Annotated in this window: 18 protein-coding genes; 14 read left to right on the forward strand and 4 right to left on the reverse strand. The window is 63.6% G+C overall.

Annotation, left to right across the window (positions count from 1 at the left end):
* Entirely contained in the window at positions 1-1,029 is a 1,029-nt protein-coding gene (gene hemE / locus RIA72_RS17220; protein ID WP_350033298.1) for a uroporphyrinogen decarboxylase, read from the reverse strand.
* Between the two features lie 364 nt (positions 1,030-1,393).
* On the opposite strand from hemE, the gene RIA72_RS17225 reads away from it, so the two are divergent.
* From RIA72_RS17225 to RIA72_RS17280, 12 genes are all read left to right on the forward strand, one after another.
* On the forward strand, positions 1,394-2,206 hold the full coding sequence (locus RIA72_RS17225; protein ID WP_350033299.1) for a pyruvate, water dikinase regulatory protein: 813 nt from the start codon (positions 1,394-1,396) through the stop codon (positions 2,204-2,206).
* Complete coding sequence (locus RIA72_RS17230; protein ID WP_350033300.1) at positions 2,203-2,799, forward strand: Maf family protein; 597 nt, start codon at positions 2,203-2,205, stop codon at positions 2,797-2,799. Before RIA72_RS17225 ends, RIA72_RS17230 begins: the two co-directional genes overlap by 4 nt.
* The gene (aroE, locus tag RIA72_RS17235) at positions 2,796-3,608 is read left to right on the forward strand and encodes a shikimate dehydrogenase (RefSeq protein WP_350033301.1); all 813 of its coding nucleotides are present in this window, start codon (positions 2,796-2,798) and stop codon (positions 3,606-3,608) included. The genes RIA72_RS17230 and aroE overlap by 4 nt, the downstream gene beginning before the upstream one ends.
* Before the next feature lie 10 nt (positions 3,609-3,618).
* A complete protein-coding gene (gene coaE, locus RIA72_RS17240; protein WP_350033302.1) occupies positions 3,619-4,242 on the forward strand; it encodes a dephospho-CoA kinase in 624 nt (207 codons plus the stop codon).
* Between the two features lie 19 nt (positions 4,243-4,261).
* Entirely contained in the window at positions 4,262-4,960 is a 699-nt protein-coding gene (gene dnaQ, locus RIA72_RS17245; RefSeq protein WP_350033303.1) for a DNA polymerase III subunit epsilon, read from the forward strand.
* Positions 4,961-5,005: 45 nt separating this feature from the next.
* Positions 5,006-5,581, forward strand: coding sequence for a ribosome hibernation-promoting factor, HPF/YfiA family (gene hpf, locus RIA72_RS17250; protein ID WP_350033304.1), 576 nt, complete (start codon positions 5,006-5,008; stop codon positions 5,579-5,581).
* 149 nt (positions 5,582-5,730) lie between these two features.
* Positions 5,731-6,195, forward strand: a complete 465-nt coding sequence (locus RIA72_RS17255; protein ID WP_350033305.1) for a PTS sugar transporter subunit IIA — start codon at positions 5,731-5,733, stop codon at positions 6,193-6,195.
* A 21-nt stretch (positions 6,196-6,216) separates the two neighbouring features.
* Positions 6,217-6,555: a DUF1491 family protein gene (locus RIA72_RS17260; protein ID WP_350033306.1), complete on the forward strand. Its 339-nt coding sequence runs from the start codon at positions 6,217-6,219 to the stop codon at positions 6,553-6,555.
* Between the two features lie 197 nt (positions 6,556-6,752).
* A complete protein-coding gene (locus RIA72_RS17265) occupies positions 6,753-7,430 on the forward strand; it encodes a cell wall hydrolase (protein WP_350033307.1) in 678 nt (225 codons plus the stop codon).
* Positions 7,431-7,510: 80 nt separating this feature from the next.
* Positions 7,511-8,137 carry a DUF4136 domain-containing protein gene (locus RIA72_RS17270; protein ID WP_350033308.1) on the forward strand — a complete coding sequence of 209 codons (627 nt, stop codon included), beginning with the start codon at positions 7,511-7,513 and terminating at the stop codon, positions 8,135-8,137.
* Positions 8,134-9,243: a M14 family metallopeptidase gene (locus RIA72_RS17275; protein WP_350033309.1), complete on the forward strand. Its 1,110-nt coding sequence runs from the start codon at positions 8,134-8,136 to the stop codon at positions 9,241-9,243. Before RIA72_RS17270 ends, RIA72_RS17275 begins: the two co-directional genes overlap by 4 nt.
* Positions 9,240-9,707, forward strand: a complete 468-nt coding sequence (locus RIA72_RS17280) for a GNAT family N-acetyltransferase (protein ID WP_350033310.1) — start codon at positions 9,240-9,242, stop codon at positions 9,705-9,707. The genes RIA72_RS17275 and RIA72_RS17280 overlap by 4 nt, the downstream gene beginning before the upstream one ends.
* A gap of 88 nt (positions 9,708-9,795) precedes the next feature.
* Here the strand turns inward: RIA72_RS17280 and RIA72_RS17285 are convergent, their stop codons facing one another.
* On the reverse strand, positions 9,796-10,257 hold the full coding sequence (locus RIA72_RS17285) for an Hsp20 family protein (RefSeq protein WP_350033311.1): 462 nt from the start codon (positions 10,255-10,257) through the stop codon (positions 9,796-9,798).
* Between the two features lie 183 nt (positions 10,258-10,440).
* Between RIA72_RS17285 and gpmA the strand changes: the two genes are divergently transcribed.
* Together gpmA and RIA72_RS17295 are read left to right on the forward strand one after the other, a co-directional pair.
* Positions 10,441-11,127 (forward strand): 2,3-diphosphoglycerate-dependent phosphoglycerate mutase, encoded by a 687-nt coding sequence (gene gpmA / locus RIA72_RS17290; protein ID WP_350033312.1) that lies wholly within the window; start codon positions 10,441-10,443, stop codon positions 11,125-11,127.
* Positions 11,128-11,332: 205 nt separating this feature from the next.
* Positions 11,333-13,306: a DUF3857 domain-containing protein gene (locus RIA72_RS17295; RefSeq protein ID WP_350033313.1), complete on the forward strand. Its 1,974-nt coding sequence runs from the start codon at positions 11,333-11,335 to the stop codon at positions 13,304-13,306.
* Here RIA72_RS17295 and dapD read toward each other — a convergent pair.
* Complete coding sequence (gene dapD, locus RIA72_RS17300; protein WP_350033314.1) at positions 13,284-14,126, reverse strand: 2,3,4,5-tetrahydropyridine-2,6-dicarboxylate N-succinyltransferase; 843 nt, start codon at positions 14,124-14,126, stop codon at positions 13,284-13,286. The genes RIA72_RS17295 and dapD overlap by 23 nt on opposite strands.
* Positions 14,123-14,809, reverse strand: a complete 687-nt coding sequence (locus RIA72_RS17305; RefSeq protein ID WP_350033315.1) for a pyrimidine 5'-nucleotidase — start codon at positions 14,807-14,809, stop codon at positions 14,123-14,125. The genes dapD and RIA72_RS17305 overlap by 4 nt, the downstream gene beginning before the upstream one ends.
* Positions 14,810-14,962 lie beyond the last annotated feature (153 nt).

Raw genomic sequence — 14,962 nt, forward strand, 5'->3', positions numbered from 1 at the left:
TTAGCCGCCGCGAACGCGCTTGATGAGATGTTCGACATGGACGATCGGCGTGTCCGGAACGATCCCATGGCCGAGGTTGAAGATATGGGGACGCACCGGGAAAGCCGCAAGGATTCGGTCAATTGCCGCGTCGAGCGCTTCGCCACCTGCCACAAGTGCGAGCGGGTCGAGATTGCCTTGCACCGGCAGATGCGCCGGCAAGGCGGCGTCGGCCCAGGCAGGATCGACCGTCTCGTCGAGTCCGACCGCGTCAACGCCGGTTTCGTCGGCATAGGCGCGGAGTTTCCCGCCCGCCCCTTTCGGGAAACCGATGACCGGCGTGTCGGGGTGCAGCATCTTCAGTCGCCGTACGATCTCGGCATTAGGCGCAATCACCCATTTTTCATATTGCGCCGGGGAGAGGCTGCCCGCCCAGCTGTCAAAAAGCTGCACGGCGTCGACGCCATTCTCGATCTGGCCCGATAGATAGGTAACGCTGAGATCGACGATCGCGTCGACGATCGCCTGAAATGCCGCGGGGTCGCCAAACGCCATGCGCCGCGCCGCAGCCTGGTCTTTCGATCCCTGCCCCGCGACCATATAGGTCGCGACGGTCCACGGGCTGCCCGCAAAGCCGAGGAACGTTGTTTCCAACGGCAGCGATGCCGCGACGCGCGTGACGGTCGCATAAACCGGATCGAGCCGCTGCGGCGCGGCTTCGAGCGACGTCAAGGCACTGTCGACGAGCGGCGGCGCCAGCCTCGGACCCTCGCCCGTTTCGAACCACAAATGCTGGCCGAGCGCGTGCGGGATAACGAGGATGTCCGAAAAGAGGATCGACGCGTCGAACCCGAAACGGCGGATGGGTTGCAGCGTAACTTCGGCCGCAGCCTCGGGATCGTAACAAAGCTCGAGGAATCCGCCCTTGGTTTCCCGCAGCGCGCGATATTCGGGCAGATAGCGGCCAGCCTGGCGCATCAGCCAGAGCGGCGGCCGCTCCTGCCGTACCCCGCGCAATGTCGCGAGGAGATTTTTCGGTGACGCTTTCACGCGGCCCCTCTTTCTCTCTTCATATATTTAAAGATAATTGTGGTGGTTTGTAGGTCGGCGGACAAGGCGGCTTTAGGCCTCGGCGCCCGTTTTGCCAACAGCTTGACTCCAGCAGCCATGGGTCGCGCCTTGGAGTCGGTGGCGATGATTCCCGTAATTCACAGCCTGTGGATAAGATTCATCCCTTGTGGACAAGAGGGAGGGTTGAATCGAGACGGCCGGGGAGGAATTCCTCCTGCCGGAATCCTCCCGGCGGTTATGCCGAAATTTATCCACAGGCGTATTTCTTCGGATCTTTGGGCAGGCTCGGCACCGGCGCGATCCGGGATTGCCTTTTTCGCTACTTTGCCGCCATGGTCGCGCGATGGGCCGGCTCCACCTGCATCTTATATCCGACTCCACGGGCGAAACGCTTGAAAATATTGCCAAAGCGGCGATCGCGCAGTTCGACGATGTCGAGGTTGTACGTCATTTCTGGCCGATGGTGCGATCGGAATCGCATCTCGACCGGATCATGGCCGAAGTGCAGGCAAGCCCCGGCATGATCCTGTTCACGCTCGTCAACGGCGATCTGCGCAGCAGTCTGGAACGGCGTGCCGGGGCGCTCAATCTGCCGACCGTCGCCGCGCTCGACGCCGTGACCGATGCACTGTCGCGAATGCTGGGACAGGAAGCAAAGGCGCGTCCCGGCCGCCAGCATGTTCTCGACGCCGCCTATTTTGCGCGCGTCGAAGCGATTCAATTCACCGTGGCGCACGACGACGGGATCGGGTGGGAAAATTGGGAACAGGCAGACATCGTGCTCGCGGGTGTGTCGCGTACATCGAAAACGCCGACGAGCATCTATCTCGCCAACCGGGGGTTCAAGACTGCAAACATCCCGATTGTTCCCGAATCGCCGCCACCGAGCGCCTTGTTCAACCTGAAGCGGCCGATGGTCGTCGGCCTTACGACCGGGCTCGACCGGCTGGTGCAGGTGCGCCGTAACCGTCTGCTTTCGCTCAACCAGGCGCCCGAAACTGCCTATGTCGACGACGAACGCGTCAAGGCTGAAATCGCCTTTGCGCGGCGCATGTTCGCCGATAATGGCTGGCCGGTGATCGACGTGACGCGGCGTTCGATCGAGGAAACTGCCGCTGCGGTGATCAAACTGGTCGAAGATCGCGCGTCGGCATGACCTTGCTCCTCGCCTCACAAAGCAGCGGCCGCGCCGCGATGCTCCGCGCCGCCGGGCTCGATTTCGAAACCAGCGCCGCGCATATCGACGAGGAGGCGCTCACCGCCTCGCTTCTCGCAGCCGGACAGACACCGCGCAACATCGCCGACGCGCTCGCCGAAGCCAAGGCCGTCAAAATTTCATCGCGCCTGGCGGGCGTCACGGTGATCGGTGCCGATTCGACGCTGGCGCTCGATGACGGTTCGATGCTGTCCAAACCGGAAAGCCCCGGGGAGGCCGCCGATCATCTTCGCCGCATGGCGGGTAGCCGCCACCGCTTGTTCAGCGCCGCGGTCGCCGCCCGCGACGGTGCGCCGGTCTGGCGCGCGGTCGGCGAGGCAAAGCTGTGGATGCGCCCCTTGTCGGAGGGCTTTATCGCCGACTATGTCGCGCAAAACTGGGACAGCATCCGCTGGACCGTCGGCTGCTATGAAATCGAAGGAGCGGGCGTGCAATTGTTCGACCGGGTCGAAGGCGACCCCTGGACCATCATCGGCATGCCGATGCTTCCGTTGTTGGCGTGGCTGCGTGCCACCGGGCTCGCCCCGCAATGAGCAAGCCCTACGCCGAGGTCATTGGCGATCCCATCGCCCAGTCGAAATCGCCGTTGATTCATAATTTCTGGCTCGGGGCGCTCGGAATCGCGGGCGATTACCGGCGGTTTCACGTACCGGTTGATGCCCTTGCGGATTATGTCGCGGAAGCCCGCGCCGACGCCGATTGGCGCGGATGCAACGTAACCATGCCCCATAAGCAGGCGATTATGGATCTCGTCGACGATCCGGGCGACATTCGCGGCACTATCGGCGCGATGAATACCGTTGTGCGCCAGCTCGACGGGTCGGTCATCGGTACCAACACCGATGCTGCGGGCTTTTATGCGCCGCTCGCCGAGCTTGACCTTGAAGGAGCGCCGGTTGCGGTTGTCGGGGCGGGCGGTGCGGCGCGTGCGGTGCTGTTCGCGCTCGCACGGGCGAAGGTTGGGTCGGTGACGATCATCAACCGCAGTCCGCTCAAGGCGATGGGCCTGCTCGCCACCTTCGGCCTCAAGGGCGAGGTCATCGGGCTCGATGCGCCGCTTCCGCCGGTGTCACTGCTCGTTAATTCGAGCAGCCTTGGCATGACCGGAAACGCGCAGCTCAACCTCGACCTGTCGCCGTTGCCGGACGATGCGATCGTGTACGACCTTGTCTATTCGCCGCTCCGAACCGGCCTCCTCAACGCAGCCGAAGCGCGCGGGCTCGCCACGGTCGACGGACTCGATATGCTGATCGGCCAGGCGGCGCTTGCCTTCGAGCTGTTTTTCGGGGCGCCTCCGCCTGAGGGCCGCGACGACGAGCTGCGCGCGCTGCTGGTCGCGTAAGATATTCCGCATGAGACATTTCAAGCGCCCGCATCTGCCGCTCTGCCGTCCCTTCCTGCTCGGTCTCACCGGTTCGATCGGCATGGGGAAATCGACCGCGGCGGCGATGTTCGAACGCGAGGGCGTTCCCGTCTTCGACGCCGATGCCGAGGTTCACCGGCTGCAAGGGCCAGGCGGCGCGCTGGTCGCGGCGATCGAGGCGCGCTTTCCCGGAACAACGGGGCCGCGGGGCGTCGACCGGCAGAAGTTGGGAGCAATTGTGCTCGGTAACACGCACGAACTTGCCGCGCTCGAAGCAATTGTCCATCCTGCGGTGTCGCGCGCCCAGAAACGCTTTCTGGCCAGGAACCGAGCGCGCGACGTCGTCGTGCTCGACATTCCCCTGCTTTTTGAAAAGGGCGGCTGGCGGCGCGTCGGCGCAATCGCCGTCGTGTCGGCGCCCGCATGGATGCAGCGTCGGCGCGTGATGCGCCGCCCCGGCATGACCGCGGCAAAACTGAAGGCGATCCGCCGTTTGCAGGTGCCCGATCGCGTCAAGCGCGCGCGCGCCGATTTCATTATCGAAACGGGCCGGCCGAAAAGCGAAACCCGGCGTCAGATTCGTTTCATCGCCTCTTGTTTCCGCGCCCGATAGGGTCCAGATTATCGGTTCGATGCGCGAGATTATTTTCGATACCGAAACCACGGGTTTCGATCCCAAGACCGGGGACCGGCTGGTCGAAATCGGATGTGTCGAACTGGTGGACCGCCGCGAAACGGGTGTCACCTTCCACGCCTATTTCAATCCCGAACGCGATATGCCCGCCGCCGCCGAAGCTGTTCACGGCCTGTCGAGCCAGTTTCTGTCGGACAAGCCGCTCTTTGCCGCGCGTGTCGACGAGTTGCTCGAATTTTTCGGCGATGCGCCGCTGATCGCCCATAACGCGGCGTTTGACTTCGGCTTTGTCAACGCCGAACTGGCGCGCATCGGCCGCCCGGCACTCGACATGGCGCGCATGTGCTGCACAGTCCAGATGGCGCGCAAGCTCCATCCAGGCGCCAAGCATAGCCTCGACGCACTCTGCACCCGCTACGGTATCGACCGCAGCCACCGCATCAAGCATGGTGCGCTGCTCGACGCCGAACTGCTCGCGCATCTTTATATCGAAATGACCGGGGGGCGGCAGATCGGCCTTGGCCTCGCGTCGTCCTCGGCGCCCGCGGCCGCATCGTCCACCAGCTCGGACAGGCCGAGCGATTCTGTGCGGCCCTTTCGGGAACCCAGGCCCCATATGGCGTCGACTGCCGAACTCGCGCGCCACGCCGAATTTGTCGCAGGGCTGAAACAGCCGCTGTGGCTCGATACGATGTAACGACTCTCCCATCGTCGTTGCATCGGCCATATAAGGAGAAGAAGAATGGACATCCGCGTCTCTGGCCACCAGATCGAAACCGGCGAAGCGCTTCAGGCGCATGTCGCGGACCGGATGAACGCGATTGCCGACAAATATTTCTCGCGCGCGATTGGCGCGCACGCGACCTTCGGCAAGGGACCGCACGACAGCTTTCAGTGCGACATCGTCGCGCATGTCATGCAGGGGCTGGTATTGAAGGGCCACGGCCAGGCGCAGGATGCGCATGTCGCCTTCGAGGGCGCGGCCGACCGCATCGAAAAGCAGCTCAGGCGCTACATGCGACGATTGAAGGACCGCAGCAACGGGCCGGCTGAGCCGTCGCCGACGATCGATGAAATCGCCGACAATGCGAGTTACACGGTCTTCGATCCGGGAGCCGACGAAGAAGAAGCGGGCGACGCGCCCGCGATTGTCGCCGAAACGCGCGTCGATATTCCGAACAGCAGCGTATCCGACGCGGTGATGATGCTCGATCTGCGCAACACCAATGCGCTGCTGTTCGTCAACAGCAAGACCGGGGCGCATAATATGGTCTATCGCCGTGATGATGGCACGATCGGCTGGGTCGAGCCACGATAGCACTGGATTTTCTCCGTCATTCGGCTTAAGGGCCGCGCCCAACGACGCCCGAAGCCAGGATGGCGGTGGGGCTGCCGCGACAGATCCGTGACCGCTTGCCAGCCGATGTTTCTGGTGGTGTCCGCTATTTGACAAGATTTGACCCGACAATGAATCTTTCTTCTCTTCTCTATCCGGCGACCGTGCGCGCGCACGTCCCGATCGATTCGAAAAAGGCACTTTTCCCTTATGTTGGCGACCTCGCCAGCCGCTCGCTTGGCCTTGATGCAGGGGAAGTGAGCGAAGCCCTGCTCGAACGCGAGCGGTTGGGATCGACGGGTTTCGGCCGCGGCATCGCGTTGCCACACGCCAAGATGGCGGACCTCGGCGGCGTACGCGGCCTTTTCCTCCAGCTTGCACGGCCGGTCGATTTTCAAGCGGTCGACGGCTTGCCGGTCGACCTGCTCTTTGTGCTGCTGTCGCCGCTCGATGCAGGTGCCGACCATCTGAAGGCGCTGGCTGGCGTTTCGCGGATGCTGCGCAATGAGGCGATCGCCGAACGGCTGCGCGGCGCCAAGAATGACGAGGCGCTTTACGCGCTGCTCGCCGACACCGAAGCGCGTGACGCGGCATAGCGCCGCGGCGCCAATGTACCGATGACCCGGCTGAAAAGCCGCTTTCTCGTCGATCTACTGATCCGGCGCGCCGAGGCTTCGGGCGGCTTTGCGACCGTACTCGCGAGGGGCGACGATACATCGGGAATCATCCTCGTCCAATGTTGTCACCGCGGCGAGCCCGGGCCCCTGCTGGAACGACGTTTTGGGATCGATGGCCATTATATTTGGGAAGCTGTAGGACCCGGTGACCCAAAAGATAGTGAATCCTGCGCAAATTATCGGATGCGGCGGCAAAAGGCCGATCCCGATCTCTGGATCGTTGAACTGGATATCGCAGATGCGGCACAACTCGTCGCGGAGTGGGCTGCGTTAACTTGACTCTGTTGCGGCGCACAATAGCTGGCGCGCATTCGATAACGCGTAGGTCGGCCTGCGGGTTGCACTGCCATTGCAATGCGCCCGGCAGAACAGGCTGGACACGCAGTCGGACGATGACCGCAGGCGGCGATACAGGTTCAATCTCCCCCGCCTGATTTGTGAGGTTCGGTTCATCGGCCGCACTTTTGACGGACAATATGAGTCGCATTCTGAACGTGGCCAGCGTGGCCGCCGTCGGCATGACTGCCGCGACCATGCTGCTTCTGGCGGAACCCGGCTTTGCAAGCGATCTTGCTGCCGACGCCAATCTTCCCGCCATCGCGCTGCCCGGCGCGGATATGCCCGAGGCAGAAACGGCGGACTTGCCGGTCGATACCGAACAGCCGAGCAGGGTGCCCGGCAATATACAGGACGAACGCGTCCTGCCGATCAAAGACGAACCCGAATCCGAACCGCGGGTAACGGCGGCTTCGCTTGCCGCGCTTGTTGCCGCGACGCCGAAACCCGAAAAGATCGACCGCGAATTGCGCTGCCTTGCCGGGGCGGTCTATTTTGAATCGCGCGGCGAATCGCTTCCCGGCCAGCTTGCCGTCGCGCATGTCGTGATCAATCGCGCCCAGTCGGGCCGCTTCCCGGCCAGCATGTGCGGCGTCGTGTATCAAAAGCGCCAGTTCAGCTTTGTTCGCGGCGGCCGAATGCCGGCGATCCGTGAAGGGGCTCAGTGGGACAAGGCCGTAGCGATCGCACAGATAGCGCTTGAGGGCAGTTGGAAGAATCATGCGCCCGGCGCACTCTTTTTCCACGCCCGCTATGTCGCGCCCGGCTGGCGCAAGACGCGGATCGCCCAGATCGACAATCATATCTTCTATCGCTGAGCACTTGGTATCCCCGTTTCCTGCGGGGAAGGATCTACCCGATCCCGTTCATTGCCAAGCCATCAAAGCTGGCGCATGATATGAGCATGATGCGTCATTTTTCCGTCGCCCTGCCCCTGGCAGCGGCGCTCGTGCTCGGCGGATGCGCCACGGCAGTCCCGCCGGTCGAGGTCACGCGTTTCCACAGCAACGCTGTTGCCGGCTGGGCGCCGGGGACGCGCTATAGCGTCGATGCCGAGCCGCTCGGCGTCGCGGCCGAAGGCGCCGCTCCGCCATCGCTTGAATGGAACAGCTATCGCAGCGCGGTCGAGCGCCAGTTGCAGCTCCAAGGTCTCGCACCCGCGCCCGGCGGCGCGCGCGCGCCGCTCAAGGTTCGCATCGGTTTTGATCGCGCGAGCCACGAAAGCGGGGGTTGGCGATCGCCGGTGTCGGTTGGCGTCGGCGGGTCGACCGGCAGCTATGGGTCGGGCGTGGGGCTCGGCGTCGGAATCAACCTCGGCGGTGGGTCGCGGCGGATGACCGATCTTCAGCTTTCGGTTCGCATTGACGATGCCGCGACCGGCCAGGCGCTGTGGGAAGGCCGCGCGCTCACCGCCGTGCCTGCCAAGGCTCCGGCTAACCAGCCAAGTCTGGCTGCGGCGAAATTGGCCGAAGCCTTATTCAAGGACTTCCCCGGCGAATCGGGACGCACTATCAGCGTCCAATGACCATCACCATCAACGCCGCTTTCGACAGCGGCAATATCGTCGTGGACGCCATCGACGGCACCTCCGCCCGCCTGTCGATCCGCAAGGATCGCGAATCGGATTTTTTCCAGTGGTTCCATTTCCGCGTCGCCTGTGCGGCCGGTGACGCGCTGGAGCTAGCGATCACCGGGCTGGAGGCGTCGGCCTACCCCGACGGCTGGCCCGGCTACGCGGCGTGCGCAAGCTATGATCGAGAACATTGGTTTCGGCTCGACACAGGCTATGACGCGGGAACCCTGACGATCCGGCACACTGCAGAGGGCCCGCTCCTGTGGATCGCCTATTTCGCGCCCTATTCGATGGAGCGTCACCACGATCTCGTGGCATCGGTCGCCGAATATGCGGGCGTGACCTATCGCTGCCTTGGCACCAGCCTGGAAGGCCGGCCGATCGACTGCCTCGAAATGGGGAGCGGGGCCACGCAAGTCTGGCTCTATGCGCGCCAGCATCCCGGCGAAAGCATGGCCGAATGGTGGATGGAAGGGGCACTCGAAATGCTCACCGATCCCGCCGATCCGCACGCGCGTTCGTTGCTCAGGAAATGCCGTTTCCATATCGTGCCGAACATGAATCCCGACGGATCGTGCCGGGGCCATCTGCGCACCAATTTTGCCGGAGTGAATCTCAACCGCGAATGGGATAATCCGACCGCGGAGCGCAGCCCCGAAGTGCTGAGCGTGCGTAATGCAATGGACGAAAGCGGCGTCGACTGGGCAATGGACATCCATGGTGACGAAGCGATCCCGGCGGTCTTCCTCGCGGGATTCGAGGGCATCCCGTCGCTCAAGCCCGACCAGGCGGACAGGTTCAGGGCGTTCGAGGCGGCGCTCGCGGCCAACACCCCCGATTTCCAGGTCGAGCTCGGTTATGAAAAATCGGCACCGGGACAGGCCAATCTGTCGATGTCGACGACGCAGCTTGCCGAGCGTTTCGGCGCCGTGTCGATGACGCTCGAAATGCCGTTCAAGGATAATCGCGACCTTCCCGATCCGGTACAGGGCTGGTCGCCCGAACGCTCAAAGCTCCTCGCGCGCGCCTGTCTCGCGACGCTGGACCAGATGCTGTGAGCGCCGCCTGGCGGATCGTCGAGGACGATCTGTCGGGAGTGGCGATTCGCGCGCTGCTCGAGGTGCACTTCGCGGGGATGCTCGCGAACTCGCCCGCGGGCAGCTGTCATTTCCTCGATTTCGACGGGCTGCGCGGTGATGGTGTGACCTTCTGGTCGATTCACCGCGGGGCCAATCTTGCGGGTTGCGGCGCGCTCAAGATACTCGATGCGCGGCACGGCGAGATCAAGTCGATGCGCACCGCCGAGACGTTCCTGCGGCAAGGGGTCGCCGCACGGATGCTCGACCATATTCTTGGTGAGGCGCGCGCCCGAGGTCTCGAGCGCCTCAGCCTCGAAACCGGATCGAGCCCGGCGTTCGAACCGGCGCTTGCGCTTTACCGACGCCACGGATTCGAGGATTGCGAGCCCTTCGCCGACTACAAACCTGACCCATTCAGCCGCTACATGACCCGGCTTCTTTAACTCTTCGCCGGGATGCCGGACGGGGATATGAAACGGGGCCCGGAAAGAACTCCGGGCCCCGTTATTTTCATCGGACGGAAGGCGTCGCTTACGCGGCCTTCTTGCTTTCGATCGCGGGCTGCGTACGGCCGATCGCAATCTTGTGCGGCTTCATCGCCTCGGGCACTTCGCGCACCAGGTCGATCGTCAGCAGCCCGTCGGCAAGGTCGGCGCTGTCGACGCGCACAAAGTCGGCGAGCTGGAAGCGGCGTTCGAAAGCTCGCGTCGCGATTCCGCTATAGAGGAGCTGGCGCTCCTCGCCTTCGGCGACCGGCACCTTGCGGCCGGTGACGGTCAGCATGTTCTGCTGTGCGGTGATGTCGATTTCGTCCGACTTGAAACCGGCCACCGCGACGGTGATGCGGAAATGGTCGTCGGCGACTTTCTCAATGTCGAACGGCGGATAATTTTCGGCGCCCGAACCGCCCGTTTCGAGGAAATCGAACAATCGGTCGAAGCCGACGGTCGAACGGCGATAGGGGGTCCAGTCAAAGCTGTTACGCATGGTCATTCCTTCCTTTCCAAAGCGAAGCAAAGGGACCGCGGCGCCCGCCGCGATCACCACCCGGCCCCGTTTCGGCAACCGGATGACACCAATCTGGTAACGGCTGAAACCGTTTCAAGAGGATGGTTGGCGTTCGCAGAAAAGCCGCGCTAAAGGGCGGCGCAATCTCCTCTATCGCAAGGTTCCGAAATGCCCCAACTCATCCTCATCCGTCACGGCCAGTCGCAATGGAATCTCGAAAACCGCTTTACCGGCTGGTGGGATGTCGACGTTACCGAAAAGGGTGCGGCCGAAGCCCGCGCAGCGGGCGAGCTGATGAAGGCCAAAGGCATTACGCCCGATAGCTGCTTCACCTCGGTCCAGACGCGCGCGATCAAGACGCTGAATCTCGCGCTCGAGGCGATGGGGCGGCTCTGGCTTCCGGTCACGAAGGACTGGCGGCTCAACGAGCGCCACTATGGCGGGCTTACCGGGCTCGATAAGGCCGAGACCGCGGCGAAGCACGGCGATGATCAGGTGAAAATCTGGCGCCGCAGCTTCGACATCCCACCGCCGCCACTCGAAGCGGGTTCGGAATGGGACCTGTCGACCGATCCGCGCTATGCCGGAATCGCCATTCCCGCGACCGAAAGCCTGAAAGATACGATCGAGCGCGTACTGCCTTATTACGAAGCCGCGATCGTTCCCGAACTCGCGGCGGGCAAGACGGTGCTGATCTCGGCCCATGGCAACAGCCTGCGCGCGCTCGTCAAGCATCTGTCGGGTATTTCGGACGCGGAGATCACCGGCCTTGAAATTCCCACCGGCCAGCCGATCGTGTACGACCTTGACGCCGATCTGACGGCACGCGAACGTTATTATCTCAGCGAACGCTGATTGCGTATCTTTCGCGCTGCGGCGCCATATTGAATGTGCTCCATCGTCCCGACCCTTCTGCATAGGCGTTGTCTTTGCTTGCATCGCGCGGGATTTGCGACATGATTACCCCGTATAACGGGGGGTTATGGTGCGGATATCTGTCTCGGTGATGTTGGGGACCGTCTTGGCGCAGGCTCCGGTTCAGGCTCAGGACGAACGGATTTTGCGGGGCCCGGCCCCCGACTGGGCGGCACCGTCCGAACTGATGCCGGTTCCCGACGATGCCAGCGGGTTGTTTTTCGTGCGGCGCCAGGACGTGCTGGTCCATCTCGATGCGGACGGTCAGGCGCAATATCTGGGGTATCGGATCCACATCCTCCATCCCAATGCGTTGCAGATCGGCAATATCCAGGCTGCCTGGAATCCCGCGTCGGGGCAGCCGGTCGTGCATGTCATCAAGGTTCATCGCGACGGCGAGGCGATCGACGTTCTGGAAAAATCGTCGTTCGAGATATTGCGCCGTGAGGATCAGCTGGAGGCCGCGATGCTCGACGGCGTCCTGACCGCAGTGCTTCGCGTTCCCGACTTGCGGGTCGGGGACGAGCTTGAGGTTGGTTTGACCACCCGGCTCAGCGACCCCACACTGGGCAAGAATGATTCGGGACTGCTTCTCCTTGGCCCCAGCCCCGCGCCTGGGCGCTACCGGCTGGGATTGAGCTGGGACAAGGGGCTGAAGCCCAACATCCGCATGACCCCGGACATGGCGCCGGTCGCCCGGCACCGCGCCGACGGGGTCGATTTCAGTTTCGACAATCCGGTGATGCTGACGCCACCCAAAGATGCACCGGCGCGTTATCAATGGCAACGCATCGTCGAATTTACCGACTTTGCTGACTGGGCGACGATTTCACGGCATTTTGCGCCGCTGTTCGCTAAGGCGGCGCGAATCGATGAGGGATCGGCGCTGGAGCGGGAAGCGGCGAACATCGCGGCGGCGCATAGCGCGCCGCTCGACCGGGCGCGTGCGGCGCTGAAGCTCGTCCAGCGGGACGTGCGCTACATCTATGTCGGCCTCGGCAACGGCAACCTCACCCCGGCGACGGCGGAGGAGACGTGGCAGCGCCGCTATGGCGACTGCAAGGGCAAGACCGCGCTGCTTCTGGCGCTGCTCGCCAGGCTCGGGATCGAGGCCGAGGCCGTACTCGCCAACAACAATGGGGGCGACGACGGGCTCGACCAGCGGCTGCCCAATCCCGGCATGTTCGACCATGTCCTTGTGCGGGCCCGGATTGACGGCGTTTCCTATTGGCTCGATGGCACTTTGCCGCCCGTGGCCGGGCCCGGCACAACGCCGGTGATGCCCTATCGATGGGTTCTGCCGCTCACCAAGGCGGGCAGCTCGCTCCAGACTCTCGAATGGCGAATGGCGAGTCGACCGAACGAGATCACCCTGTACGAAATTGATGCGCGCGCGGGCTTCGACAAACCGGCGAAGGTGACGAACATGACGATCGTTCGCGGGCTGCCCGGGCTGGTGCAGCAGGTTCAGCTGTCCGGGCTGACCCCCGGCCAGTTGCGCGACGGCATGCGCCAGCAGCTGGTCGGTGGAACCTGGGAAACGGTCGACGATGTGACATGGCGCTACGATCAAAAGGCCGAGGCCAGCATAATGACGATCACCGGCACATGGACGGTCGATTGGGACGATGACGGTGATGGCGACAAATCCTATGCGCTGCCTAGCGGCGGTTTCAGTCCACCCGAACGGCGCGCCCGCGCCGCCGATCAGGATCAGGACCTGCCTTATTACAGCGCCCCTGAATTCGACTGCCGGGTGACGACGCTGCGACTGCCGACGGCGACGAACGCGGCGAACTGGTCGTTCAAATCGGGATATGACACCCGGATTTTCGGCAAGAATTATTACCGTGCCTTCGACCTTCGCGACGGGGCGATCCGCATGATTCGCGGGCTCCGCGTCGAGCAGATCGAAATCGACGCGGCCAGCGCGCGGCGCGACAATGGCCGGATCGCCACCTTCGACAACAGCATGGCATGGGTGTCTTATAAACCGGGCGTCGCGAAACCGCACGATCCGGCAAGCCGGGTCGTGCCTGCTACTTATGACATCGACTGGACTGCCGACGATGTCCCCTGCCTGTCGCCTGCCGCAATCAATCGCGCAGCAACTCGTTGATTCCGGTCTTCGCGCGCGTCTGCGCATCGACGCGCTTGACGATCACCGCGCAATACAGCGACGGCCCCGGCGTCCCGTCGGGCAGCGGCTTGCCCGGCAGCGATCCGGGCACAACGACCGAATAAGCGGGGACTTCGCCGACGAACACTTCGCCCGTCGCGCGGTCGACGATCTTGGTCGATGCGCCGAGGTAGACGCCCATCGACAGCACGGCGCCCTCGCGCACGATGACGCCCTCGGCGACTTCGGCGCGCGCGCCGATGAAGGCGCCGTCCTCGATCACCACCGGTCCCGCCTGCAACGGTTCGAGCACCCCGCCGATCCCGGCGCCGCCCGACAGGTGGACGTTGGCGCCGATCTGCGCGCAGCTGCCGACGGTGGCCCAGGCGTCGACCATCGACCCTTCGCCGACATAAGCGCCGATGTTGACGAAGCTGGGCATCAGCACCGCGCCCTTGCTGATAAAGGCGCCGCGGCGGACGATCGATCCGGGCACGGCGCGGAAACCTGCGTCCCGAAAGCGGTTTTCGCCCCAGCCCGCGAATTTCGACGGTACCTTGTCCCACCAGGCCGCGCCGCCGGCTCCGCCGTCGATGATCTCCATGTCATTGAGGCGGAACGACAGCAGAACCGCCTTCTTGAGCCACTGGTTGACCTGCCAATTGCCCGATGCGTCGCGCTCCGCGACGCGATAGCTGCCGTCATCGAGCCCGATGATCGCGGTTTCGACCGCGTCGCGCACCGCGCCGGTCGTGGTGAGGCCCAGCGTGTGGCGCGTATCCCACGCGGCTTCGATCGTGCTTTGCAGGTCGGTCGTCATGAAATTCCCCAGGGTGTAGGCAGGTTGTCGAGCCAGTCGGCGATGTCGCTCGCGTGGAAGTCGACATGGTCCGGCAGGTGGTCCCGATGGCCGCTTTCGCTGCCGTTGTCCAGCCACACGGTCGTCATGCCCAGCATCTTGGCGGGCGTCAGGTTGCGCGCCATATCCTCGACGAACAGGCTTCGCGACGGGTCGATGCCCAGATGTTCGACCATCATCGTATAGGCGGCCGTTTCGGGTTTCGGCGTATAGCGCGTGATACGAATGTCGCAGATACCGTCGAAAAGGTCGGCGATGCCGCGCGCATCGAGCACGCGGGCGGCATAATCGGCATCGGCGTTGGTAAAGATCAACTTGCGTCCCGGCAGCCGCTCAAGCCCCGCGCGGAGACGCGGATCGGCGACCAGGCGGTCGAGCGCGATCGCGTGGACGTCGCGCAGGAAATCTTCGGGCGCGACGCCATGATGCCGCATCAGCCCCGCCATCGTCGTGCCATGGTCGTGGAAATATTGCTTCTGCACCCGCCGGGCTTCGACCGCATCGACTTTCAGCAGCCGCATGATGAAGGCGCCCATGCGTTCGTCGATCAGGTCGAACAACCGCGCCGACGGCGGGTAGAGCGTGTTGTCGAGATCGAAGATCCAGCTGTCGATATGGTCGAGCGGCGGCATGGTCGGGCGCATAGAGGCTGGTGTGCGTGGGGGCAAGGCGAACGAATATTCTCCCTGTCGCGCAGCGCTGGTGGGGGGGGGCGGCGGTAAAATTACTAGCGCTGCCTCCTCCAGACCTGCGGCACGAAGAGGAGCGGTTAACCGCATGATGCTATCCCTCCTCCC

Source organism: Sphingopyxis sp. (assembly GCF_040216815.1).
GTDB lineage: Bacteria > Pseudomonadota > Alphaproteobacteria > Sphingomonadales > Sphingomonadaceae > Sphingopyxis.

What these genes read in the sequence shown, in the direction of transcription:
- RIA72_RS17225 (WP_350033299.1), top strand. Translation starts at nt 1,394, where the DNA reads ATGGGCCGGCTCCACCTGCATCTTATATCCGACTCCACGGGCGAAACG.
- RIA72_RS17230 (WP_350033300.1), top strand. Translation starts at nt 2,203, where the DNA reads ATGACCTTGCTCCTCGCCTCACAAAGCAGCGGCCGCGCCGCGATGCTC.
- aroE (WP_350033301.1), top strand. Translation starts at nt 2,796, where the DNA reads ATGAGCAAGCCCTACGCCGAGGTCATTGGCGATCCCATCGCCCAGTCG.
- coaE (WP_350033302.1), top strand. Translation starts at nt 3,619, where the DNA reads ATGAGACATTTCAAGCGCCCGCATCTGCCGCTCTGCCGTCCCTTCCTG.
- dnaQ (WP_350033303.1), top strand. Translation starts at nt 4,262, where the DNA reads ATGCGCGAGATTATTTTCGATACCGAAACCACGGGTTTCGATCCCAAG.
- hpf (WP_350033304.1), top strand. Translation starts at nt 5,006, where the DNA reads ATGGACATCCGCGTCTCTGGCCACCAGATCGAAACCGGCGAAGCGCTT.
- RIA72_RS17255 (WP_350033305.1), top strand. Translation starts at nt 5,731, where the DNA reads ATGAATCTTTCTTCTCTTCTCTATCCGGCGACCGTGCGCGCGCACGTC.
- RIA72_RS17260 (WP_350033306.1), top strand. Translation starts at nt 6,217, where the DNA reads ATGACCCGGCTGAAAAGCCGCTTTCTCGTCGATCTACTGATCCGGCGC.
- RIA72_RS17265 (WP_350033307.1), top strand. Translation starts at nt 6,753, where the DNA reads ATGAGTCGCATTCTGAACGTGGCCAGCGTGGCCGCCGTCGGCATGACT.
- RIA72_RS17270 (WP_350033308.1), top strand. Translation starts at nt 7,511, where the DNA reads ATGAGCATGATGCGTCATTTTTCCGTCGCCCTGCCCCTGGCAGCGGCG.
- RIA72_RS17275 (WP_350033309.1), top strand. Translation starts at nt 8,134, where the DNA reads ATGACCATCACCATCAACGCCGCTTTCGACAGCGGCAATATCGTCGTG.
- RIA72_RS17285 (WP_350033311.1), bottom strand. Translation starts at nt 10,257, where the DNA reads ATGACCATGCGTAACAGCTTTGACTGGACCCCCTATCGCCGTTCGACC.
- gpmA (WP_350033312.1), top strand. Translation starts at nt 10,441, where the DNA reads ATGCCCCAACTCATCCTCATCCGTCACGGCCAGTCGCAATGGAATCTC.
- dapD (WP_350033314.1), bottom strand. Translation starts at nt 14,126, where the DNA reads ATGACGACCGACCTGCAAAGCACGATCGAAGCCGCGTGGGATACGCGC.
- RIA72_RS17305 (WP_350033315.1), bottom strand. Translation starts at nt 14,809, where the DNA reads ATGCGCCCGACCATGCCGCCGCTCGACCATATCGACAGCTGGATCTTC.